At 60.0% G+C, this 22,144-nt stretch carries 20 protein-coding genes and 1 pseudogene; 7 read left to right on the top strand and 14 right to left on the bottom strand.

Annotation, left to right across the window (positions count from 1 at the left end):
• Positions 1 to 49: 49 nt before the first annotated feature.
• The gene (locus CO657_RS37835) at positions 50 to 202 is read right to left on the bottom strand and encodes a response regulator (RefSeq protein ID WP_245293013.1); all 153 of its coding nucleotides are present in this window, start codon (positions 200 to 202) and stop codon (positions 50 to 52) included.
• A 210-nt stretch (positions 203 to 412) separates the two neighbouring features.
• Between CO657_RS37835 and CO657_RS35510 the strand changes: the two are divergent.
• Both CO657_RS35510 and CO657_RS35505 read left to right on the top strand, forming a co-directional pair.
• Positions 413 to 1,212 (top strand): annotated as a pseudogene (locus CO657_RS35510) (alpha/beta fold hydrolase).
• A gap of 1 nt (position 1,213) precedes the next feature.
• Positions 1,214 to 2,341, top strand: coding sequence for a PAS domain-containing sensor histidine kinase (locus CO657_RS35505; protein ID WP_054185011.1), 1,128 nt, complete (start codon positions 1,214 to 1,216; stop codon positions 2,339 to 2,341).
• Between the two features lie 49 nt (positions 2,342 to 2,390).
• Here the strand turns inward: CO657_RS35505 and CO657_RS35500 are convergent, their stop codons facing one another.
• From CO657_RS35500 to CO657_RS35465, 8 genes are all read right to left on the bottom strand, one after another.
• Entirely contained in the window at positions 2,391 to 3,293 is a 903-nt protein-coding gene (locus CO657_RS35500) for a FecR family protein (RefSeq protein ID WP_054184962.1), read from the bottom strand.
• Positions 3,294 to 3,521: 228 nt separating this feature from the next.
• On the bottom strand, positions 3,522 to 4,286 hold the full coding sequence (locus CO657_RS35495; protein WP_054184963.1) for a FadR/GntR family transcriptional regulator: 765 nt from the start codon (positions 4,284 to 4,286) through the stop codon (positions 3,522 to 3,524).
• Positions 4,287 to 4,307: 21 nt separating this feature from the next.
• Positions 4,308 to 5,369, bottom strand: coding sequence for a four-carbon acid sugar kinase family protein (locus tag CO657_RS35490; RefSeq protein WP_054184964.1), 1,062 nt, complete (start codon positions 5,367 to 5,369; stop codon positions 4,308 to 4,310).
• The gene (locus CO657_RS35485; protein ID WP_054184965.1) at positions 5,366 to 6,358 is read right to left on the bottom strand and encodes an ABC transporter ATP-binding protein; all 993 of its coding nucleotides are present in this window, start codon (positions 6,356 to 6,358) and stop codon (positions 5,366 to 5,368) included. The genes CO657_RS35490 and CO657_RS35485 overlap by 4 nt, the downstream gene beginning before the upstream one ends.
• Positions 6,358 to 7,365: an ABC transporter ATP-binding protein gene (locus tag CO657_RS35480; RefSeq protein ID WP_054184966.1), complete on the bottom strand. Its 1,008-nt coding sequence runs from the start codon at positions 7,363 to 7,365 to the stop codon at positions 6,358 to 6,360. The genes CO657_RS35485 and CO657_RS35480 overlap by 1 nt, the downstream gene beginning before the upstream one ends.
• A complete protein-coding gene (locus CO657_RS35475) occupies positions 7,362 to 8,321 on the bottom strand; it encodes an ABC transporter permease (protein WP_054184967.1) in 960 nt (319 codons plus the stop codon). The genes CO657_RS35480 and CO657_RS35475 overlap by 4 nt, the downstream gene beginning before the upstream one ends.
• A gap of 2 nt (positions 8,322 to 8,323) precedes the next feature.
• The gene (locus tag CO657_RS35470; RefSeq protein WP_003595845.1) at positions 8,324 to 9,280 is read right to left on the bottom strand and encodes an ABC transporter permease; all 957 of its coding nucleotides are present in this window, start codon (positions 9,278 to 9,280) and stop codon (positions 8,324 to 8,326) included.
• A 127-nt stretch (positions 9,281 to 9,407) separates the two neighbouring features.
• Positions 9,408 to 11,045, bottom strand: coding sequence for an ABC transporter substrate-binding protein (locus CO657_RS35465; RefSeq protein ID WP_054184968.1), 1,638 nt, complete (start codon positions 11,043 to 11,045; stop codon positions 9,408 to 9,410).
• 325 nt (positions 11,046 to 11,370) lie between these two features.
• On the opposite strand from CO657_RS35465, the gene CO657_RS35460 reads away from it, so the two are divergent.
• The 4 genes from CO657_RS35460 (at position 11,371) to pdxA (ending at position 15,976) form a co-directional block, all read left to right on the top strand.
• Positions 11,371 to 12,276, top strand: coding sequence for a dihydrodipicolinate synthase family protein (locus CO657_RS35460; RefSeq protein ID WP_054184969.1), 906 nt, complete (start codon positions 11,371 to 11,373; stop codon positions 12,274 to 12,276).
• A gap of 11 nt (positions 12,277 to 12,287) precedes the next feature.
• Complete coding sequence (locus CO657_RS35455) at positions 12,288 to 13,472, top strand: sialidase family protein (protein ID WP_054184970.1); 1,185 nt, start codon at positions 12,288 to 12,290, stop codon at positions 13,470 to 13,472.
• Positions 13,473 to 13,820: 348 nt separating this feature from the next.
• The gene (locus CO657_RS35450) at positions 13,821 to 14,954 is read left to right on the top strand and encodes an iron-containing alcohol dehydrogenase (protein WP_054184971.1); all 1,134 of its coding nucleotides are present in this window, start codon (positions 13,821 to 13,823) and stop codon (positions 14,952 to 14,954) included.
• Positions 14,955 to 14,968: 14 nt separating this feature from the next.
• Positions 14,969 to 15,976, top strand: coding sequence for a 4-hydroxythreonine-4-phosphate dehydrogenase PdxA (gene pdxA, locus CO657_RS35445; protein ID WP_054184972.1), 1,008 nt, complete (start codon positions 14,969 to 14,971; stop codon positions 15,974 to 15,976).
• Here pdxA and CO657_RS35440 read toward each other — a convergent pair.
• The 5 genes from CO657_RS35440 to CO657_RS35420 all read right to left on the bottom strand — a co-directional run bounded on the left by CO657_RS35440 (position 15,951) and on the right by CO657_RS35420 (position 20,900).
• Positions 15,951 to 17,042, bottom strand: a complete 1,092-nt coding sequence (locus tag CO657_RS35440; RefSeq protein WP_054185012.1) for an acyltransferase family protein — start codon at positions 17,040 to 17,042, stop codon at positions 15,951 to 15,953. The genes pdxA and CO657_RS35440 overlap by 26 nt on opposite strands.
• A gap of 92 nt (positions 17,043 to 17,134) precedes the next feature.
• Entirely contained in the window at positions 17,135 to 18,646 is a 1,512-nt protein-coding gene (locus CO657_RS35435) for a lipopolysaccharide biosynthesis protein (protein ID WP_054184973.1), read from the bottom strand.
• A gap of 20 nt (positions 18,647 to 18,666) precedes the next feature.
• Positions 18,667 to 19,752, bottom strand: coding sequence for a polysaccharide pyruvyl transferase family protein (locus CO657_RS35430; RefSeq protein ID WP_054184974.1), 1,086 nt, complete (start codon positions 19,750 to 19,752; stop codon positions 18,667 to 18,669).
• A 261-nt stretch (positions 19,753 to 20,013) separates the two neighbouring features.
• A complete protein-coding gene (locus CO657_RS35425; protein WP_054184975.1) occupies positions 20,014 to 20,472 on the bottom strand; it encodes an RES family NAD+ phosphorylase in 459 nt (152 codons plus the stop codon).
• Positions 20,469 to 20,900, bottom strand: coding sequence for an antitoxin Xre-like helix-turn-helix domain-containing protein (locus tag CO657_RS35420; RefSeq protein WP_054184976.1), 432 nt, complete (start codon positions 20,898 to 20,900; stop codon positions 20,469 to 20,471). The genes CO657_RS35425 and CO657_RS35420 overlap by 4 nt, the downstream gene beginning before the upstream one ends.
• 225 nt (positions 20,901 to 21,125) lie before the next feature.
• Between CO657_RS35420 and CO657_RS35415 the strand changes: the two genes are divergently transcribed.
• Positions 21,126 to 22,139 (top strand): sugar ABC transporter substrate-binding protein, encoded by a 1,014-nt coding sequence (locus CO657_RS35415; protein WP_054184977.1) that lies wholly within the window; start codon positions 21,126 to 21,128, stop codon positions 22,137 to 22,139.
• The last annotated feature ends 5 nt before the right edge of the window (positions 22,140 to 22,144 follow it).

Genomic DNA, 22,144 nt, shown 5'->3' with positions numbered 1-22,144 from the left:
ACTGCAATCGCCAAGGCAAACGCCATCCATCTGCGGCATCTCATATCGCTCAAAATCGGATGTCAGAAACGGCTTCGAGGAGAGCGAGCGGCTCTTCGCCGTCACCGGCTTCCAGCGCTTCGAAACCAGCGTCTTCGACGAGATTTACCGCCGCCATTTGAAGGAGCGGCTCATCCTTCACCACGAGTATCTTGATCGTCATTCCGATCTCGCTCGATCTGTCCCCGTTGCCCAAAACAATACAATGTTCAGGGGTTCCGCGGCTGAAACATAACTGCCAGATTCGATCCTTTCTGGCTGACGTCGGTGAAGCCACGCCGAAAAAGTCATGCAAGTTCAAATGCGATTGCAGTCAACCTGTGCGGCGTTTTATCAAGCTATCTTTTTGTGACCGTTGGCTTATGTTGTCCTGATGGATGTCATCGGCAGAAATAATGTAGTCGTGCGCGGCGCGGGCGACGAAGCAATGGTTTTCGCCCACGGGTTTGGCTGCGACAGCAACATGTGGCGGTTCGTGGCTCCGACCTTTGAGGGCAAATACCCGTCGTTTTGTTCGACAATGTCGGTGCCGGCAAGTCGGACCTGAAGGCCTACTCCTTCGAAAAGTATGCCACCCTCGATGGCTATGCGGACGACGTCGTGGAGATTATCGATGCCCTATCGCTGAAGAAGGTCGTCTTCGTCGGCCATTCGGTCAGCGCCATGGTCGGACTGATCGCGGCTAAGAAGCGTCCTGATCTCTTCAAGTCGCTTGTCATGGTCGGCCCCTCCCCCTGTTATATCGACAGCGACGGCTATGTCGGCGGCTTCTCGCAGGGTCAGATAGAGGAGCTGATGGACTTTCTGGATTCCAATCACCTAGGATGGTCCGGTGCGATGGCGCCCGTCATCATGGGCAATCCGGACAGACCCGGGCTCGCCGAGGAGTTGACGGAGAGCTTCTGCAGGACGGATCCAGAGATCGCGCGGCATTTCGCCCGCACGACCTTTCTGTCAGACTGCAGGAAACTCCTACAGGGCTTCGACACCCCGACACTGATCCTTCAATGTTCAAGCGACGTGATTGCCCCGATTGAGGTCGGCGAGTACCTGCACAGGCAGCTTCTGAAGAGCAGCTTGGTGGTGATGAAGGCGACCGGCCACTGCCCCAATCTGAGTGCACCCAAGGAGACGATTGCCGCTATCGAAAACTTCCTTGCAGAGGCCGCTTGAGATGGATCACGCGGCGCCGAAGAGCCTTCAGGACGACTTCGAGAACCTCTTCGAAAATACGATGGCGGGCAATCTCGTCGTGTCGCCCGGGGGTATCGTCCTTCGAGCGAATGGTCGGCTTGCCAGGTGGCTTGGCCACACGGTGCAGGAACTGGTGGGCAAACGCCTCTCCGAGCTGCTGACCGTCGGGGGCAGTATCTATCTCGAGACCCACCTCGCCCCCATGCTTAGGATGCAGGGTGAGTTCGAAGAAATCATGCTGGAGATGCGAAGCTCCAGCGGAGGCAAGATCCCAGTTCTGATCAACGGCTTTGAGCAGCGCGATGCCGCGGGGCAACCGCTCTTTCTCCGGCTCACCGTGATCCGAGCAACGCACCGGATGGCATACGAGCAAAACCTGCGGCAGGCCGGCAAGCAGGCGCGCGACGCCCTTGCGACGGTGGAGGGCACGCTCCTGGACGAACGGGAGACGGCAGCGCTTCGCGAGCAGTTCATCGCTGTTCTTGGTCACGATCTCAGAAATCCGCTCGCCGCGATCGATGGCGGCATGCGCGCGATCGCCAGATCCCCCCTCAACGAGCAGCAGGAAACGATTGTGTCGCTTGTGGAGGCGACGGTTAAGAGAATGAGCGGGCTCATCGACGACATCATGGATTTTGCTCGCGGGCGGCTTGGCGGCGGGATCCCTGTGAGGCTGTGCGAGACGGATTTGGCCACGGTCCTGCTTCAGGTTGTCAACGAGATTTCCCGAGCCCGTCCCGGCAGAACGATCGACGCGGATGTCGAACTCCCACTGCCGATCATGTGCGACGGTCCGAAGCTCGCCCAGCTCACGTCAAACCTTCTTGCCAACGCTGTCGCACACGGCGCCCCGGACGGCCCGATAACAATCACTGCCCGATCGAAGGGGGCGGGGTTCGAACTCTCGGTGGCAAACGCCGGTGAACCGATACCGGCCGACGCCGTCGAACGGTTATTTCTGCCCTTCACCAGGGTCGCAGATGGCGGCAAGCAGGGGCTCGGACTTGGCCTTTATATCGCCAGTGAAATTGCAAAGGCCCATGGCGGCCGGTTGAAAGTAGTGTCCGATGAGTCGCGGACGGTGTTCACGCTTGAAGTTCCAACCTGATCTTCAAACGCAGGTCACCGCTGCAATCGACGCTCCTGCACAAGGACCCTCACTTGTCCTTGCCTTTACCGTGTCCGCCGGAATTGTCGTTGCCACTGGAATTTCCGTTGCCCCCGCCGCTTCCATTCCTACCGTTACCGCTACCACTCGAATTGCCGTTTCCATTCCCACCAGATTTGCCGTTGCCGTTGCTGCCGGAGTTGCCGCTGCTGCCTGAACTGCTGTTACCCTTGCTATCCGCGTTATTGCCAGCGTTGCTTGCGCTGGAACTGCTGCCTTTGCCCGCAGCCGAAGACGTGCTCTTGGCGCCGGATGCTTTTGTTTCGCCCGCGAGTTTCGTGGTACCGAGCGCTGGAACCTTAGCCACCGTGGGTTCGACCGACGTGATTTGGGGTCTGGATCGCTGGCCGCCGACCGTCATACCGGTCTTATTGTCGACGGTCACGCTCTGACGCGGCCCGACATTCGACTGCTGTCCTCGGTCGAATGAGGTGACCTGGACCAAGCCGCGATCCACCGAAACGGATGCCTTCGTCTTGCCGACGGTCACGTGGAAGATCGTTCCTTTGACGACGGCCGCAAGGTAGGGTGTTTGTACAGTCGTATGGGGTTGGCTTCGTTTCTCGATTTCAAGGTCTAGCGCGCCGATTTGCTGGAGGACCTCGGTCTTCCTGGACAGAACACCGGTGGTCGTGATGGAGGCACGGGTGTTGGGATGAAAGGTAATGTTCTCGACACCTCTGGAAAGTTGAACTCGCCCATGCGGGCCGGTCGAAACGGAGGCTCGGTTCGGAACCACGTCGCCAGCGCGTAAACTCATCCAGTGTGTTTCGTCGATTGAATACGTCACCTGGTCGGTCGCCTTGACGACCCGCCAGTCGTCAGCAGCCGCGAGTGCGGCCGCTGGCATCAATATCCAAGCTACGACGATAATTCGAAAGACCGCCAGCATAAAAGCCACTCCTGAAATTTCCTGGAGTGAACCATCTTCCCATTAAGAATAATTATAAAAATGGATGCGGGTTCTAGAGGTCACTTAATTAGAAGGTCGGGATGGACCGACCGTCATTGAACGGCGCCCGACGGAACTCATGCCGCAAAGGGCGTAATCGTTTTCCGTTATTGATTTAAGGTATCCGAGGGCGCCCGAGCAACCGCCCGGCAATTCTCCGTGGTGGACTCAAAACGACAAATCGAGCGCCCTACCCTCGAACAGACGGTCGCGGGAGCCTTCGAGATGCGCCTTCATCAGCCTTTGCGCGTCGTCGGCCCGGCCATCGGCGATCGCCCTGTAGATTGCGTTATGCTCTTCATAGACCTGTTCCAGCCCCTGGCGGGGGCCGAGCAGGGAAAGGCCGTGGAGATGCATGCCGACGGCGATATGCGCCTTCAGCGCATCGATGGAAGCCGTGTAATAGTGATTGTTGGCTGCCTCCGTCACAGTGCGGTGGAAGATGAAATCGGCATCGGTGCGGTGAAGCTGGTGGCTGGTCGCCTCGCGCAGATCGGCAAGGGCGCTGGCGATTTTCTGAATCGCCTGCTCATTGCGGCGCTTGGCAGCGAAATAGGCCGCGGCCGGTTCGATGGTCAGGCGGAATTCGTAGCAGCGCTGAATGTCGGCGATGGTCTTGACCGGCGAATAGGCGAGCTGCGTCGTCGGCGAGCCATGGGCGCTGACGAAGGTGCCGGCGCCCTGCCTTGCATAGACCATGCCCTGATCGCGCAGGCGGGCCAGCGCATCGCGCACGATCGGACGGGAAACACCGAGCATTGAGGCAAGTTCATGTTCGCCCGGCAGGCGTGAATCCGGTGGATAGTTCCCGCCGCGAATACGCTCGAGCAGTTGATCGAAGACGCGATCGACCAGCTTGACGGCCTTGCCGCGTTCGGGCTTGCCCGGCGGGCCGGCTTCCGCGTTCAACGATTCGCTATTCACTTCAACCACGTCATTCTCCCCGGCGGTCTCTTATGCCGCCTGATTCCGAAGAACCAGTTTTAACAAACTATCCGGCTTACCGAAGCCCCCCGACTTGACGGCGCACCGAAAAGACCGCCCGTCGGCGGCCGTGACATCGAACCAGGGAATGCCGGCTTCGATTTCGCCCTTCGGCATGAGCACCCTCACCCCCAATGAACGGAAAACCGCCAGCGCGGTATCGCCGCCGCCGACCATCAGCATATCGGGCCTAGTATCGTCGATCACCCTTTTGACGCCTGCGGCAAAGTCACCGGCGACGAGCGCCGCATCGGCGGCCATGTCGCCGCTGCAGCGCAGCAGCGCCGGCAGCGCCAGGCCCTCCCCGCATTCGATCTGCCCCATCGGCGCATCCACCACCATGCGCAAGGCGCCCGAGGCTTCGAGCCGGTTCATCTGGGCTGAGGTGATCGGATCGCGTGAGCCGAAGGCAAACAGCGTGCGCGGGCTTGCCGTAAATTCCGTCATCGGCCGCCGCCCCGTTTCACCAAGCCGGCGGGCGAATGCCGCGCCGAGGCCGCGCGCGCCGACGGCAAGCGTCGTCAGCCAGACATGACCCTCGACGATCTGGTCGAGATCGGTATCGTCTTCGGCATCGGCAACCAAAACATTGTCAGCACCCGCGAACAGATCGGCAATCGGCAGCGGTCTGTCGACACCGCGACCGACGACGCAGCCGCGGTAGGTCAGGCGCTCCTGATCGGGAATGGCAGGCGCCACGAGAATGTTCTTCAGACCGAGCGCAGCTGCCAGCGCCAGGCTTTCCGCTGCGACATTGCCCTTCAGCCGGGAGTCGATCTTCTTCATGACGATGCGCGGCTTCACGCCGCCAAGCATCTCCACAGCCAGCCGGATCCTTTCGGGGGCCCGGCGCTCGTCAAGCGCGCGCGAAGCGGTGTTGATGACCACGACGTCGCAGCCAGTGGCGATCGCATCCCGGGCCGCCCCGACATCGACGGCGACTGCGACCGAAAGGCCGGCGGCGACAAAGGGCGTGCCGGTATCGAGCGCGCCCGTCAGATCGTCGGCGATGACTGCGGCCTTCAGCGTCATGCAATCTGCTCCGTATTGACGGCGTGACAAGCGACGAGATGGCCGGGCTTTGCCTCTTTCCAGACAGGGATGACCTTGCTGCAGACATCCATGGCGATCGGGCAACGGGTGTGAAAACGGCAGCCGGACGGCGGGTTCAGCGGGCTCGGCACGTCGCCCTGCAGGATCTGGCGCTGGCGGGTGCGTTCATGCTCCGGATCGGTCTCCGGCACGGCCGATAGCAGCGCCCTGGTATAGGGGTGCAGCGGATTGTCGAAGAGCTCCTCGCGGGTGGCAAGCTCGGCAAGCCGCCCGAGATACATCACGCCGACGCGGGTGCTGATATGGCGCACCACCGCAAGGTCATGGGCGATGAACAGATAGGTCAGTCCGTATTTTTCCTGCAGATCGAGCAGCAGGTTGATGATCTGCGCCTGGATCGACACATCCAGCGCCGAGATCGCCTCGTCGCAGACGATGAATTTCGGCTGGCAGGCGAGCGCCCGAGCAATGACGACGCGCTGGCGCTGGCCGCCGGAGAGCTCATGCGGGTAACGCTGGGCAAAGCGTGTGGGCAGGCCGACATCGGTCAGCAGCGTCGCCACCCTTTGCTTGAGTTCGGCCTTGGTGCAGAGCTTGTGGAAGAGGTTCGGCTCGCCGATCGCCTCGCCCACCGTCATGCGCGGATTGAGCGTCGAATAGGGATCCTGGAAGACGATTTGCAGGTCACGGCGGAACGGCCGCATCTGCCTTTCGTCCAGCGTCGCGAGATCCTGGCCCTTGTAGACCACCTTGCCGCTGGTCGCCTTGTAGAGATTGAGGATGGTGAAGCCGGTCGTCGATTTGCCGCAACCGGATTCGCCGACGAGGCTCAGCGTCTCGCCTTCCATGATATCGAGATTGACGTTGTCGAGCGCATAGACCGTCGCCGAGCGTTCGCCGAAGGCGCCGAGCTTGACGTGGAAATGCTTGACCAGGTTTTCGACCTTGAGCAGCGGTTGCGCAGCCATCACGCGGCCTCCTGCATTCTCTGGACGACGAAACAGGCGGCGCGGTGATTGTTGCTGCCGCTTAAGGGTTCGAGCCGCGGTACCTTCTCGTGACAGATCGCCTCCACAAGCGGGCAGCGCGGCGCAAACGGGCAGCCCTTCGGCCGGCGGCCGGGCTCCGGCGGCGTGCCACCGATCGAGCTCAACCGGCTTGCCGGCGGATCTGATAGCTTCGGGATCGAGGAGAGCAGGCCGCGCGTGTAGGGATGGCTGGGACGGGCATAGAGCTCGTCGACCGATGCATCCTCGACGACCGTGCCGGCATAGAGCACGGCGACGCGATCGACGAGACCGGCGATCAGCGCCAGATCATGGGTGATCCAGACGACCGACATGCCAAGCTTAGCGCGCAGATCCTTCACCAGGTCGACGATCTGGGCCTGGATGGTGACGTCCAGCGCCGTCGTCGGCTCATCGGCGATCAACAGTTTGGGATTGCAGGCAAGGCCGATGGCGATCATCACGCGCTGGCGCATGCCGCCGGAGAGTTCGTGTGGAAAGGCCTGCAGCCGTTCTTCCGGGCCGGGAATACCGACGAGGCGCAGAAGCTCGACGGCTCGGGCGCGGGCCGCAGCCTTTTTCATTTTGCGGTGATAGATCAACGGCTCGCAGATCTGGTCGCCGACGCGCATGACGGGATTGAGCGAGGTCATCGGATCCTGGAAGACGAAGCCGATATCGCCGCCGCGCACCTTGCGCAGCTCGCCATTCGACATCGTCTGCAGATCGCGACCGTCGAAGGTCGCGGTGCCCTTGGCGACCTTGATCTTGTTCGGCAGGAGGCGCATCAGGCTAAGCATGGTGAGGCTCTTGCCGCAGCCGGATTCGCCGACGACACCCAGCGTCTCGCCCTTGTCGACATGGAGATCGATGCCGTCGACAACGACGGCCGGGCCATTGCGGCCGTCGATCTCGACGGTGAGGTTCCTGACATCGAGCAGGCGTTCTCTGTTTTGCGTGTCCATCATTTGCTGCCCCGCGGATTGAGCGCGTCGTTGAGGCCGTCGCCGAGGAAGCTGAAGGCAACCGAGGCAAGGCCGAGCACGGCCGCCGGAGCGGCGAGAAGATGCGGATAATGCTGCCAGACGCGAAGGCCGTCCGAGATCATGTTGCCCCAGCTTGGTGTCGGCGGGTTGACGCCGACGCCGAGGAAGCTGAAGGCGCTTTCCAGAACCATCGCCGTGCCGAGACCGGCGCTGACCGAGACGATCAGCGGACCAAGCGCATTCGGCACGACATAACGCTTGATGATGACCCAGTTCGACAGGCCGAGCGCCTGGGCCGCGGTGATATACGGCCGGCTGCGGATCGACAGCACCTGGGCGCGCACAAGACGGGCATAGGGCGGCCAGGAAATCAGCGCCATCGACCCGAAGACCAGGATGAAATCCACCCATATCGTCTGGCGGTAGAAGGGATTGAGGGTCTCGAGGTAACGCGCCTCCATCCAGCGGGTGATCGGCGATTTCAGCGAAGCGTTGATGACGACGACGAGCAGCAGGTTGGGAACCGACATGGTCACGTCGGTCAGCCACATGATGACACGATCGAAGGGATTGCCGAAGAACCCGGCCACGGCACCCAGAGTGAGACCGATCAGCACCGCGAAGAAGGTGACGATAACGGCGACGAGGAAAGCGGTCCGCGTGCCGAAGACCACGCGGCTGAAGACGTCGCGGCCGAGATCGTCGGTTCCGAAGAGATGGCTCATCGATGGCAGGGCGTTGCGGGCGTTGAGGTCCTGGCCGAGATAGTCATAGGGCGTCAGGTAAGGCCCGAAGATCGCCGTGAAAGCGAGGATCAGCACGATGACGAGACCGAAGACGGCGAGCTTGTTGCGCTTCAGCCGATACCAGGCGTCGCGCCACAGGCTGACCGGTTGTTCCTCGACGGTTTCAGGGGTGGAAAGAGGGATTGCGGACATGGTCAGCGGCTCCTTCTTGCATCATTGGCGCGGGGATCGAGCAGCGGATAGAGCACGTCGACCAAAAGGTTCGACACCATCACCAGGAACGACCCGATCAGCGTGATCGCCAGAATGACGGGATAATCGGAATTGATCAGCGCCTGCACCGTCAAGCGCCCGAGACCCGGCAGGCCGAAGACCAGTTCGACGAAGATTGCGCCGTTGACGATGGTGATCATGATCAGGCCGAGCTGCGTCACGACGGGCGTCAGCACCGGCCGCAGGATGTGGCGGAGCGCCACGACGATCTCGGGCACGCCCTTGGCGCGGGCGGTGCGGACGAAATCCTCCGACAGCACCTCGATGACGGCGGCGCGCGTCTGGCGCACGATCAGCGCGATCGGCTGGAAGGAAAGCACCAGCAGCGGCAGCAGGATGCGCACATCGAAGATGCCGCCCCAGCCATAGGGCACGCTGGCACCCGGTAGCAGCACGATGAGGCCGACCATAAGCAAGGGACCTGCGACATAGGCCGGGATCGCCCAGAGGAAAAGTGCCGAGCCCAGAATGGCGTAATCGAGGCGCGAATTCTGGTTCAGCGCCGCGATCATGCCGAGCGGGATTGCGACCACGGTCGTCAGGATGACGCAACAGAGGGCAAGCTGGAAGGAGACGGGTGCCGCGGCCGAGACCATTGCCCAGACGGCGCGGCCCGAGGTCAGCGAATTGCCGAACTGGCCGTGCAGCAGGTTCCAGATGTAAAGGCCGAACTGCTCGATGAAGGGCCGGTTGAGACCGGCGCTTTCGCGGATGGCCTCGATGCGCTGCGGATTATAGGCGACGTCGCCGGGCGCGCGCAGGAAGATCAGCTTGATCGGATCGCCGGCGCCATAAAAGGCCAGCGCGTAGACCGCCAGCATCACCACCAGAACGGATGGAATCCAGATGGCAAAACGGGTTAGCACGTAGCGCAGCAAGGCCACCTCCCACCTATTGTCGACGCGGCCCGGCTTTGGCAAAGCGCAGCCGATCGCATCTCTTCTTGAAATTTGCGCGAAGACCTTGCGGCCTTCGCGCTTTTATCGCCAGAACGATTGTTCCGGATCAACCGATCGAAATATTCCAGGGTTCGGCTATCTGCCAGTCGAGGTTTTTCTCCATGCCCTTGACCTCCTTGGTGGCCCAGCGCGACATCGCCTGAGAATACCACGGGATGAAGGCCCAATCCTCGCGGAACGCCTTCTGGGCCTCCTGGGCGAGGGAGATGCGCTGCGGATCGTCCGCAGCCTTGGTCGCCGCTTCGGCAAGGGCGCTGTCGACCTTGTCGTTCTTGTATCCGCCGAGCTTGTTCTGCGCGTTCGACGAGGTCGAGGCGATGCTGCCCGCCAGATACGAAACGGCGTCGGGGACACGGGTGCCGACGTCGTCGCGGAAGATTTGGACCGAATTCTGGTCCGGGCCGGCATAGGCGTCCTGCTGAGGTTTCATGTCGACGGCCGTGATGCCGAGATTCTGGCGCCACTGCTCGGCGATGAACTGGGCGGCGGCCTGAATGGCCGGCGCCGAAATGCCGACGAACAGGATCTTCGGCAGGCGCTCGGGCCCGCCATAGCTCGATTCGGCAAGCAGCTTCTTGGCGGCTGCCGGATCATAGGGAAAGGGCTCGAAGCCGGAATTGTCGGCGCCGGGAACCGAATTGAGGATCTGATCGGCCTTCTTGTGCGGCCCATCGGGATAGGACGCCTTGAACAGGCCGTCGCGATCGACCGCCATGATCAGCGCCTGGCGGACCTTCGGATCGTCCATCGGCGCCCGGGAGATGTTGAACCAGAAGTGCTGGCTGGTCGGGATCAGCGGGCCGGCCGAGAATTCCGGGCCGAGATCCTGGATGATCGTCGAGGTGACGAGTTCGGTATGGGCGTTGAACTCGCCGGACTTGATCAGCGAGGTCGCCGTCACATTGTCCTCGATCGAGGTGATGTCGATGCGGGCAAGCTTCGGCTTCGACCCAAAGAAGTTTTCATTCGGCTCGAATGTGATCTTGCCGGCATCGATATCGATGCTCGTAAGCTTGAAGGGGCCGGAGAAGACCGGCTTGTTTTCGGGCTTATACCAGTCGATGATTTCCTCGCCGTCGCTGCCGCGCGATTGCGACGCTTTGGTGATCGGCGCGATGTGGTTTGCGAGACGCATGAAGAAGATCGGATCGGCAGCGGCGAGCGTCACCACGACTGTTCCCTCATCAGGAGTCGCCACACCGGTCAGCTCCTTGCCGGAGCCGGCGGCGATTTCGGCGTAACCCTTGACCTTGCTCAGCACCTGGTCGGCGCGCTGGCTCTTGGTGTTCGGCATCGAGGCGACTTCCCACGATCCCTTGACGTCGGCCGAGGTGATCTTGCTGCCGTCGGAGAAGACAGCCTTCGGGTCGATCTTGAAGGTCCACACCGTGTTGTCGGCCGATTCCCAGCTGGCGAAGACGTAAGGCTTGATATTGCCCTGGCTGTCGAAATACATCGGCGAAGCCCACCAGATCGAATTCCAGCGGAACGTCCTGCCGCCGCCGCGCAGCGGCGACCAGTCCTGGTCGAAGGCCGGATGTGCGACCTTCAGGACCTGGCCTTCATCGGCCATCACGATGCGGGCATTCATCCCGAACACGGTGAGGCCGACGCCGGCCGCCAGACCGAGCTTCAGCGCGTTGCGGCGCGATAGATTGGTTTTATCAGATGGATCAAAAGACATGGCATTCCCTCCCAGGTGAATTCGGCAGCGCTCTCCCTGCACCTGCCAGGCGCAGCACAATCCGTCTTCTATCGTTCTCTCGTTATTGTAAATATGTCAACAAAAAAACGCGATTTTCATCCAACCAAAATTTCCTGAGAAAAATAAGTGCCTAATAACAAATAGATACGTTTTCGCTTTTGTTCCGAACCCTTTTGTCTTCTTGACAAAAGCGCTGCAATGGAAAAGTTCTTCGCAATCCATCGCAACAGACGAATGACAATTGCCCGTGCAGCCGAGTGGTCGAACAGGCTTCGACCAGACAGGACGCGCCGAAGGAGGGAAAATGAGCCATCACAGGATCACAGGCGTCTACAGCGCGGCCGCAACGCCGCTGACGGCTGACAATACGCCGGATCTCGCACTTTTCACCGACCATTGCCGGCAGCTGCTGGCCGAGGGATGTCACGGCGTGGCCCTGCTCGGCACGACGGGCGAGGCCAACTCCTTCTCCGGAGCCGAGCGCCGCACCATTCTGGAAGCGGCTGTGAAGGCCGGCATTCCGGCCGACAGGCTTTTGCCGGGCACCGGCGTCGTCGCCATTCCGGAAACCGTTGAACTGACGCGGCACGCCCTATCGCTCGGCGTCACCAAGGTCGTGATGCTGCCGCCCTTCTATTACAAAGGCGTCTCCGACGACGGCCTCTTCGCGGCCTATTCGCAGGTTCTGGAAAAGGTCGCCGACACGCGTCTGCAGGTGATCCTCTATCATATCCCGCAGGTCTCGGGCATTCCGCTCTCCGTTCCGCTGATCGGCAGGCTGATTGCGGCTTTCCCGGAAACCGTCGTCGGCATCAAGGAATCTGCTGGCGATTTCAATAACATGCAGGCCATCATCGCCGCCCATCCTGGCTTCTCGGTGCTGGCGGGCGCCGATCCACTGCTACTGCCGCTGATGAAGGCCGGCGGCGCCGGCTGCATCACCGCCACCTCCAATCTGGTGGCGGATTCGCTGCGCACCATCTACGACCATGTTCATGACGAGGCGCGCGCCGCCGATGTCGAGGCGGCGCAGGCGCGCATCAATGCCTATCGCACCCTTTCCAACTCCTACGTCCAGATCCCGACCATCAAGGCGATGGTGGGGCTGAAGACCGGCAATTCCGCCTGGAAGCGCACCCGCGCGCCGCTGATGCCGCTGAACGGGGCGGATTACGCCGCACTCGCCGAAAGCTATGCCAAGCTGTCTTGAGGAGATCCGCGATGAATTTTACCGGCCTGCCTTCGGAAGCCGTTCCCGCTTTGATGACCGGGGGCATCACCCCTCACCCCTCTGTCGCGGGTCGCGCCGATGCCTATCTGCCTTCGCCCTGCATCCAGAACCACGCGGCAAATCTCGCCTTTCTGCCCGACGGTACGCTGAGCTGCGTCTGGTTCGGCGGCACGATGGAGGGCATGGGCGATATTTCGATTTACATGTCGCGGCTGATCCCGGGCTCCGAGCGCTGGTCCGCGCCGGAGAAGATGAGCGACGATCCGGAGAAATCCGAGCAGAATCCATTGATTTTCAATGCTCCGGACGGAAAGACATGGCTGCTCTATACCTCGCAAACCTCAGGCAACCAGGATGGCTCGATTGTCAAATGCCGTATATCGGATGACGGCGGCAAAAGCTTCGGCCCGGTCAGGGTCCTCTGCGACAGCCCCGGCACATTCGTTCGCCAGCAGATCGTCGTCAACGGCAGGGGCGACTGGCTGCTTCCAGTCTTTCGCTGCGTCGGCCTTAACGGCCAGCGCTGGAGCGGCGACGCCGACACGGCAGCGGTGCTGATTTCGCGCGACGGCGGTGCAAGCTGGCAGATGCGCGATATTCCAGACAGCATCGGCGCCGTGCACATGAACATCCTGCCGCTCGGCGGCGATAACATGATCGCCTTCTACCGCAATCGTTTCGCCGAGAGCATTCTTTCCAGCCGATCGTTTGATGGCGGCGAGAGCTGGAGCGCGCCCGAACCGACCGAACTGCCGAACAACAACTCCTCGATTCAGGCCAGGGTTCTGAAAGATGGAGCGATTGCAATGGTTTATAACCATTCGAATGCAAGCACATCGGATGCCCGGCGCCAGTCCCTCTATGACGAAATCGAGAGCGGTGATGCGGGAGAGGCCCCTGTTGTCGCCGATATCGGCCGCAAGGCGGTCTGGGGCGTTCCGCGGGCGCCGCTCAGCCTTGCGATCTCGAAGGATGGCGCCAAGAGTTTTCCGTATCGCATCGATCTCGATACCGGCGACGGCTTCTGCCTCAGCAACAATTCCAAGGATTCGCTGAACCGCGAATTCTCCTATCCCTCGATCATTGAGGGCAGCGACGGCACGCTCCATATCGCCTACACCTACTACCGGCGCGCCATCAAATATGTGCGCCTAGCCCCGCAATCGCTGCCCTGAACCACGTGGCAGCCGGAAGATTGTAAACCTGCATCCGATCGCGCGCGAAAGGATGCAGGGCCGCCGGCGTTGAACCGACCAGGCGACAAGAAATTGACAAGAGGTGTGCGCCGGCGAATGGCGGCAAGACCCTTCGCGCCCGAAAAAGCATCCCCATCGATAATTTTCTCTAAAACGCTGATATTATTGTACATAATAATATACTACGGCCGGATCAAGGACATAAGCGACCACATATCAGACGATAAAAATTTCCGCGTCTTGGAATGTCGGCTTGACATTGATCTTACAACTTTACAATAAAGAGGGCGAAATTGTTGCCGCAAGATCTTGCAGGGAGGACTGGTTATGGCCAGCTTGGATTCGCCGATCACGATCGTTCGGCCGCATCTGATCGAATTCGGCATCGGCACCGCGGGCAAGCTCGGCAAATGGGCTGCCGAAAAAGGCTATAGGCGGACGCTTGTCATCTCCGATGCTTTCAACGCCTCGCGCATCGACGTGCTGGATCTGAAAGGCGAAGTCACCGTCTTCTCCGAGGTGACGCCCGAACCGGATACGGCCAACCTCGAAAAAGTGCTCGCGGCCGCCAACGGCGCCGACGCCGAGCTGATCGTCGGCTTCGGCGGCGGCAGCGCCATGGACCTGGCAAAACTTGCCGCCGTTCTTGCCGGCTCCGCGCAGACGCTGCATGACGTCGTCGGCCCGAACAAGGTGCATGGGCCGCGCAAGGCGGCACTCGCCCAGGTGCCGACGACTTCGGGCACCGGCAGCGAGGCCGGTATTCGCGCGCTGGTCACCGATCCCAGGACGATGGCGAAGCTTGCCGTCGAAAGCCTGCATATGCTGGCCGACATCGCCGTCATCGATCCGGCCCTGACCTTCACCGTGCCGGCGCACACCACGGCCGCCACCGGCGTCGATGCCATGGCCCATTGCGTCGAGGCCTTCACCAACCGCAAGGCCCACCCGATGGTCGATATCTATGCGATCGAGGGAACGCGGCTGGTCGGCAAATATCTCGCCCGCGCCGTCAAGGACGGCAACGACGCCGAAGCGCGCGCCGGCCTGTCGCTCGCCTCGCTTTACGGCGGCTTCTGCCTCGGCCCGGTCAACACCGCCGGCGGCCATGCGCTCGCCTATCCCCTCGGCACGCGTTGGCATGTGGCGCATGGCGCTGCGAATGCGCTGATCTTCCCGCATGTGCTCGCCTTCAACACGCCGTCGGCTCAAGAGAAGACGAAAGCGGTGATGGAAGCACTCGGGCGCCGGACCTCTGACAACATCGCATCCGTCTTCGATGCGGCCTACGCTTTCTGCGCCGAGCTCGGCATCGAGATGAAACTCTCCGCCCTCGGTGTGCCGGAAAGCGACCTCGACGCCATGGCCGACGATGCCTTTGCCATCCGCCGCCTGCTCGACAACAATCCGCGCGATCTCACGCGTGCCGACATTCGCTCGATCTACACAGCCGCGTTCTAGAAGGGATTTTGACGATGGACAGGAATGCGAAAGTCGCGGTGACGCTCGGCGATCCCGCCGGCGTCGGCCCCGAGGTGATCGTCAAGGCCCTGGCGGCTCTTCCGAGCGAAGAGCGCTGCGATTTCGTCATCGTCGGCAATGTCGAAGCGCTGGAGCGCGCCGATCGCGTCTGCGGCACCGGCCTGACATTCGCGCCGGCCGATGCCGCTAGCCACGACAGGATTGCCGTCGATGAAGTTGCGCTCGGCGCGGCTCTGCCGGAGATCGGCAAGGTCAGCCCCGTCGCCGGCGACGCCTCGGTGCGCTATATCACCCGCGCCGTCGATCTTGCCCTATCTGGGGAAGCCGATGTCATCGTCACCGCGCCGATCAACAAGGAGGCAATGAACCTTGCCGGGCATCACCATGACGGCCACACCGGGCTTCTCGCCCATCTGACCGGCTCGAAGAGTTCCTTCATGCTGCTTGCCTCCGAGCGGCTGAACACCATCCACGTCTCCACCCACATCTCGCTGAAGGGCGCGATCGAACGCGCCAAGACCGAACGGGTTCTCGCCACCATCGAAGCCGGCCACCGCCACTTTCTGCGTCTTGGCAAGAAGGCGCGCATCGCCGTTGCCGGCCTCAATCCGCATTGCGGCGAAAACGGCCTGTTCGGCACCGAGGATACTGAATTCCTGGCACCCGCCGTCGAGCAGGCGCAGGCGAAAGGCATCGACGTCGTCGGCCCGATCTCCGCCGACACGGTGTTTGCCCGCGCCTATAACGGCGCCTTCGACCTCGTCATTGCCCAATATCACGACCAGGGCCACATCCCGATCAAGCTCGTCGCCTTCGAGACGGCGGTCAACGTCTCGCTCGGCCTGCCAATCGACCGCGTCTCGGTCGACCACGGCACCGCCTTCGACATTGCCGGCACGGGAAAGGCCAACCACGTCAACATGCTCTCGGCCATCGCCTATGCCCGGCTGATGGCGCGTTCACCGCGGCGGGATGTTATTGAGCTCGGCGGGTCCGCATAGCCATCGTTTTGTCTACGAGACGAGCCGTTACATAGGCGAAACAGACGACTGCGCTGAGAAGCGCGAAGAAGGCGAGAGGGCCATTCAACCCGAGCGACCCGGCAATTGGCTTGAAAACACCGATCACACCTCGGTGTAAGATGTAGACAGGGTAGGATATATACCCGATCCACGTCGCCAACGCCTCTGCTTTCGCTGGCATCTCCAAAAAGAGGCCAAGCATCACGATGAAAGGCGCCAGGGCCATCGCGAACGTCAAATCGTAATAAGGCCGCAGCATCAAGGGAACCGGCGCTGCGATGCAGATCATCAGAAGAAGGCACGGCACGATGGCGACCCAACCCTTCCTCCAGGCGGGCATGCCGCCGAATAGACGGCTGATCACCACCCCCGCAGTAAATGAAAACATCACCCTTGGGAGCCCACCTACCGCGGAAGGCCACTCCCAGCCGATATTCAACAGGCCGTACTTAAAACCGACACAAACCAATACTGCAGCGGACACGAAGGCAACGAGGCAAAGGGCGCGGGTCGGGAGCCGGAAAAGCCATAATGCGAAGACTATGTTCACCAACAGTTCCCAGAACATCGACCATGCTGGGCCATTGATTGGAAACATCCCCTGCATCGGGCTCGTTTGAAGGAAATACATCGGGCTGGGCAGGAAAGCCCCGTTGGCAACTGTCGAAACCAGCAGGTCAACGACACTTTGACCTCTCAGCCCCCAGCTTGTCAGCAGAATGATTTGTACGAGACCGACCAAAATTCCGATCAGATAAAGCGGATAAAGACGCTTGATTCGCGCCATCATGAACGACTGGAACGGCAGGCCGCGCGAAAGCCGTTTTCCATAAATGTCCGCGATAATAAACCCGCTGAGAACGAAGAAAAAATCGACTGCCAGATAAGCAGACGGGGCATATCTCTCCTGGAAATGTGTAGCCACAACGCAGATGGCGGCAAACCCGCGCATTGCGTCGAGAGAATAATAACGGCTGCGGCCGGTAATCGGGACCCTTGGGTTGTCAATCGCCGGTGGCGCATAACCGCGGTCGAGACTGGTCATCTTATCGATTATCCTATGACACTTTATTCTGGAGAGCCTGAACAGCATTGGGCTCCAACCGCATAGGTGGGAGCCCAATGCGGATTGACGGGCTATAGAGTCGACATCGCGTCCTTATTGGTTTTGCGCTGTCGTACCTGCTTTATGCTGCCGATCAAGACATTCAAGCGAGCCCTGCACAGAACAAATATCAGGCAGCAATACGCAGTCCCGCCTGCAACGATTTCCACTGCCAAACGCGGATAAGGCGACCAATGAATGAGCGATACATGCAGGAGCAAAACGACGGCAACCATTCCCGCACAAGCCAGGCTTGGCCGCAGGAATTGCATCAGATAGGCCCCGACACTCAGCTCTATATGCCGCGAAATCTTCCAGCTGGTGATCGGCCAAAACAACAGCACTTCGATCATAATGGCGAAAACAATCGTTGTGACGCCATAAGGATAAAGAACTGCGATCGTCGCGAGCGTGAGGAGATTTCGGGCCAGTTGGTAGTAGAACCACCAATCCATCTCCCCCTGGCTCTTTATCAAGGATGCCTGGACGTAGCCGATCCCAGCCATCAACCCGATGACGCAGTAGAATCGGACTGGCCAAACGGCTTCGATCCAATGCGCGCCGAAAATTGTGGTGATCGCATCATCGGCAACTGCGGCAAGGCCGATGAATACGGGGTAAGAAACCAGAGCGCAACCAAACGTTGCCATGAGAAATGCTTCTCGAACTTTCTTCGGATCGGCCCGCAATGAAGAAAGCAAGACGTGCGTGACAGATGTTAGGCCCCCGGCGATGACGTTATTGATCATATCGAACAGGCGCTTGGAAAAATTATAGATACCGAGCGCTGACGGACTCAGAAGCACGCCTATCAGCAAGTTGTCCAAGCTCATCGTCTGTAAAAAGCGAGTGCCGGATGCAAAAAAGCCGTAGTGAAGGAGATCGTTCAAGCTTTCTCTCTTCACGTGAAGCCCAGGCGACCACCCCGCACCCCAGAAAGCAGCGCCGCACGATGCCGCCGTGGCCGCGATCTGAGCAATCGCAAGCGCCCACAAACCGAAGCCCGCGAGAACCAAGACAAGGCAAATGCAAGCGGAAGTGATCGTGGCGATGACAGTCCGGACCGCCACCAGATGGAATGACATCTTTCTATTGACAATCGCATTCGGAACGATGGCGGTGAAGTCGAAGAAGACCTTCAGCCCTATGATGTAGATAAGGGGTGTGATCTCCTTATGCCCCACATATGCCGCGATCGGCGAGGCGGCTATGCACAAAACTCCGTAGATCAAAAATGAAAAGACAAGGGAAAGCAGGAATATGGTATCGAGATGGCTACGCCTTATTTCGGCTCTCTGTATGATTGCTTCGCCAAACGCCGTCGGCCCAAAACTGCCTGCAAACGACACGATGCTGAATGCCAGGGCGACAAGTCCGAAATCCTGGGGTTGGAGAACGCGAGACGTCACCACGAAAACTGCAAAGGTGAGGACCGTCGGAATAAGCGTACTCATCGCCGACCAGAAGGCACCCGTTACGGCTGCGGCGGATCGGTTCTTACTGACATGGCTGAATAGAATATCGTCGTCTCGTGCAACCGACAAAACTGAGCTCCTACGGGCAATCAAACTATAGAGGGATGAGGGACGAGATCTGGGGCGGGAAGACCGGGACGCAGATCGATCGGTCTGCTCGACTTATACCAAGCGCCGTTCATCTCATACGGAAGGCGGGACATTGCCGCCAAAAGCTCACTGGCGTTTGTCGCTTTCTCCACCAGGAGACTGTCGCCAGTCCAGCTACTGATGAAGTCGTGGAGCTTGCTGCCGTTTCTCGCAACCGCGACATGCGGCTTATTGAGCAAAAGACAAAGAATATGACCGTGCAAACGGTTGGTGATGATCCGTTGCGCGCCGGACAGCATCTTCGCGCCATAATCGACATACCGAGCAGCGACATCCTCGTGATGTTGGGCCACCATCTGGGAGCGGCTAAAGCCACGGCGCATTACGGCCTTGAGGACACTCGACTTGTGCAGGCGCGACAAATTATCCGGACCGTTGATCCAATTGGTGAGGGGTCCGTCGACAATCGCCCGGGCGTCAGCTATATCGACGTCGTCCTCTCCAAACGGCTGCATGACGTATAATGCCCTAAGAGGATCGGCTTCGAACGGTTTAAGCAGGTCGATACCGAATGCCGTGTCCGGGCCAGCCTCGACATCGCAATCGAAGTTGGCTTTTGCCAGCTCGAAACTCTGCTGGTCGCGCGTCATAAAGAAAAATTTGCGATGCCTCCCAATGGTACGTTTCGCGTATTCCATAAGGGCCTCGTTGGGGAAATCGATTGTTTGAGGCATCTGAATGATGGTTCGATCCGGATATTTGCACGCCAAACGATAGCGAATATCATCTCTTCCGGTCCCTGCATCTCCGAAGTCGGCCCAGCCGCAGATGAATATTGGAGCATCGCCAGGCGTGTATTTTATTGCGTTAATACTTTGAAGAGAGCCGCCAGTAAGTGCCGGCAGGCGCCCTGTCACTTCCTGCAATACCTTTGCCAATCCTAACCAACTGGCGTGGTGGCCGGGATCGTAAGTGGAGGGGAAATCCATTATAATGTAAGGCTGCCCTTTACTAACAAATTTCCTCACCGAATTAACCAACTTTGGCTGCAGCCGCCTTATTACAACTTCGCCGAGATGATACATGTATTCTACTTATATTTCCAGAATTGGATCAGTAACTATACATGCGCAAGTCTAGGCAGTCAATTGGACTGCCGTGCGTCATAGCCACGCACCAAACTTGCATTACCTTTTAAGTAGATAGAACGAGCGGACCTTGCGCGCTCCGGGCGATCGCAACGGTCGAAAGGGGTGCGGAAGCATGACCAGGCGGCGGTGGTGGAAGCCAAGGCAGCAGCTCGCCGCATTTATGTTGGAAGAGAGATGCGCGAAAAATCGAGCGTATCAGAAGACCGGTTGGTGGAGGCTGACCCTAATCGACGGGAATTCCGGGTGGGCCGGATTGATCAGCACGTTGCGGTCGACGCGGGCAACGACGCTTGGCACCAGCAGGATGGCGCTGCGCTTCTCCTGACACCACTTTTCGCCGAAGGTCTTGCTGACAGCAGCCGGCATACTGTCCCAGCCAGGCAGCGCCGGCTCTGACAAGACCTCGTAGCTGAGCCCGCGCGGCATTGATATCGTAACGTAATGCTGGTTGGGCGGCAGCCTGCCGCTGCCATGGACGAGCTTTTCGAGCAGCGCCGTCGAATAGTGTTCGCTCGTATAGATGATCGGGCTGCCCAAGGTGTTCCACCGCCCCGGCGCGATGGTCGAGCCGGTGGCATCGAAGATCGGGTAGGTTCCGTTTGGGTCGCCGATGCGGACGGATGTCAGCGTGCGGTCAAGAAGCTGTGCGCTCACGCAGCGCTGCCGTATTTCAGGCTTCCAAGGATATCAAGCACGAGCTCGCCGCCGAGCTCGCTCTGGATGACGACATCGATCGGCCGCCTGTCCTCCAGCATCGCATGCGGGCGAAACAGGAAATCCCGCGCCTCCGCCTCGGTCTGCCAGACATCGAGCGCCAGCCCCCAGACCCGCGCCAGACGGGCGAGCCTTATGCCCTCGTCGGAGGAGAGCCGATGCTTGGACTTGCGCCGCTCATAAGTGGCCTTGGGAACGAGCCGGTATTTGAACTGGGTGTCATCAGGGGCCAGAAGCAGCGCCATGCGGTCAAGCGCCTTGACCGGCAACCCCGCCTCGATGCTGGAGAGCAGGCCGAAGGCAGAGCGCGACGCCGGCTCCCTGGCAGGCAATCCGAGAACGTCGGCAACGGCAGCAAATCCCATCATGACAATGGCTCCTTTTTCACTTGAGGTTATATTTAGTCTCAACTGGGCCGATGATCAAGAGCGTCATTACCGAGCTGCCGATCGATCGTTGCGGCAAACCCGGCCAGGAAAGAGCTTGCGATCTGCTCACTCTTTTTCTCAGAAAGGGTCTTTTTGGAAATTCCTTTCTCCTCATTCTTATTAGTCTACTTAATTTATAGACATACATAATTGGAGAGAGTGGTCATGAGCATTGAAAAGTCCGGAACCCGCTTCGGAAGACGAGACCTGTTGAAACTGTCCGCGGCGGCAGGGGTCGCCGTCGCCGGCGCTTCGCTGGTCGGGCAGAAGGCGGTTTTGGCAGCCGACGAAGAACTGTCGCTAAAAGGCAAGCGCATCGCCATCAGCGCGACCGGCACCGATCATTTCTTCGACCTGCGGGCCTATAATGCCCAGATCGAAGAGGTAAAACGCCTCGGCGGCGAGCCGATCGCCGTCGATGCCGGGCGCAATGACGGCAAGCTGGTGTCGCAGCTGCAGACGCTGATCGCCCAGAAGCCGGATGCGATCGTTCAAATCCTCGGCACGCTCAGCGTTATCGACCCCTGGCTGAAGAAGGCGCGTGACGCCGGCATTCCGGTTCTGACCGTCGACGTTGGCTCGACCAATTCGATCAACAACACCACCTCCGACAACTGGGGCATCGGCAAGGACCTGGCGCTGCAGCTCGTCTCCGATATCGGCGGTGAAGGCAATATCGTCGTCTTTAACGGCTTCTATGGCGTGACCCCCTGCGCGATCCGCTATGACCAACTGGTCAATGTCGTCAAATATTTCCCGAAGGTGAAAATCCTCCAGCCGGAACTGCGCGACGTCATCCCGAACACCGTGCAGGATGCCTTCACGCAGATCACCACAATCCTCAACAAATATCCCGAAAAAGGTTCGATCAAGGCGATTTGGTCGGCCTGGGATATTCCGCAGCTTGGCGCCACCCAGGCTTTGGCGGCGGCCGGGCGGACCGAAATTCGCACCTACGGCGTCGATGGCAGCCCTGAAGTGCTGCAGCTTGTCGCCGATCCAAAGTCGCCGGCGGGTGCTGACGTCGCGCAGCAGCCGGCGGAAATCGGCCTCACCGCCATCCGCAACGTCGCCAGGCTGCTCGCCGGCCAGCCCCTGCCGCGCGAGACATATGTTCCCGCCCTTCTCGCCAACAAGGCCAATGTCGGCGAAGTCACCAAGAAGCTCGGCATCGGCTGAGCTTG

It is taken from the genome of Rhizobium acidisoli (genome assembly GCF_002531755.2).
Taxonomy (GTDB): domain Bacteria; phylum Pseudomonadota; class Alphaproteobacteria; order Rhizobiales; family Rhizobiaceae; genus Rhizobium; species Rhizobium acidisoli.
The sequence above is the reverse complement of the archived record's forward strand: the minus strand, read 5'-3'. Positions and strand labels throughout refer to the sequence as shown.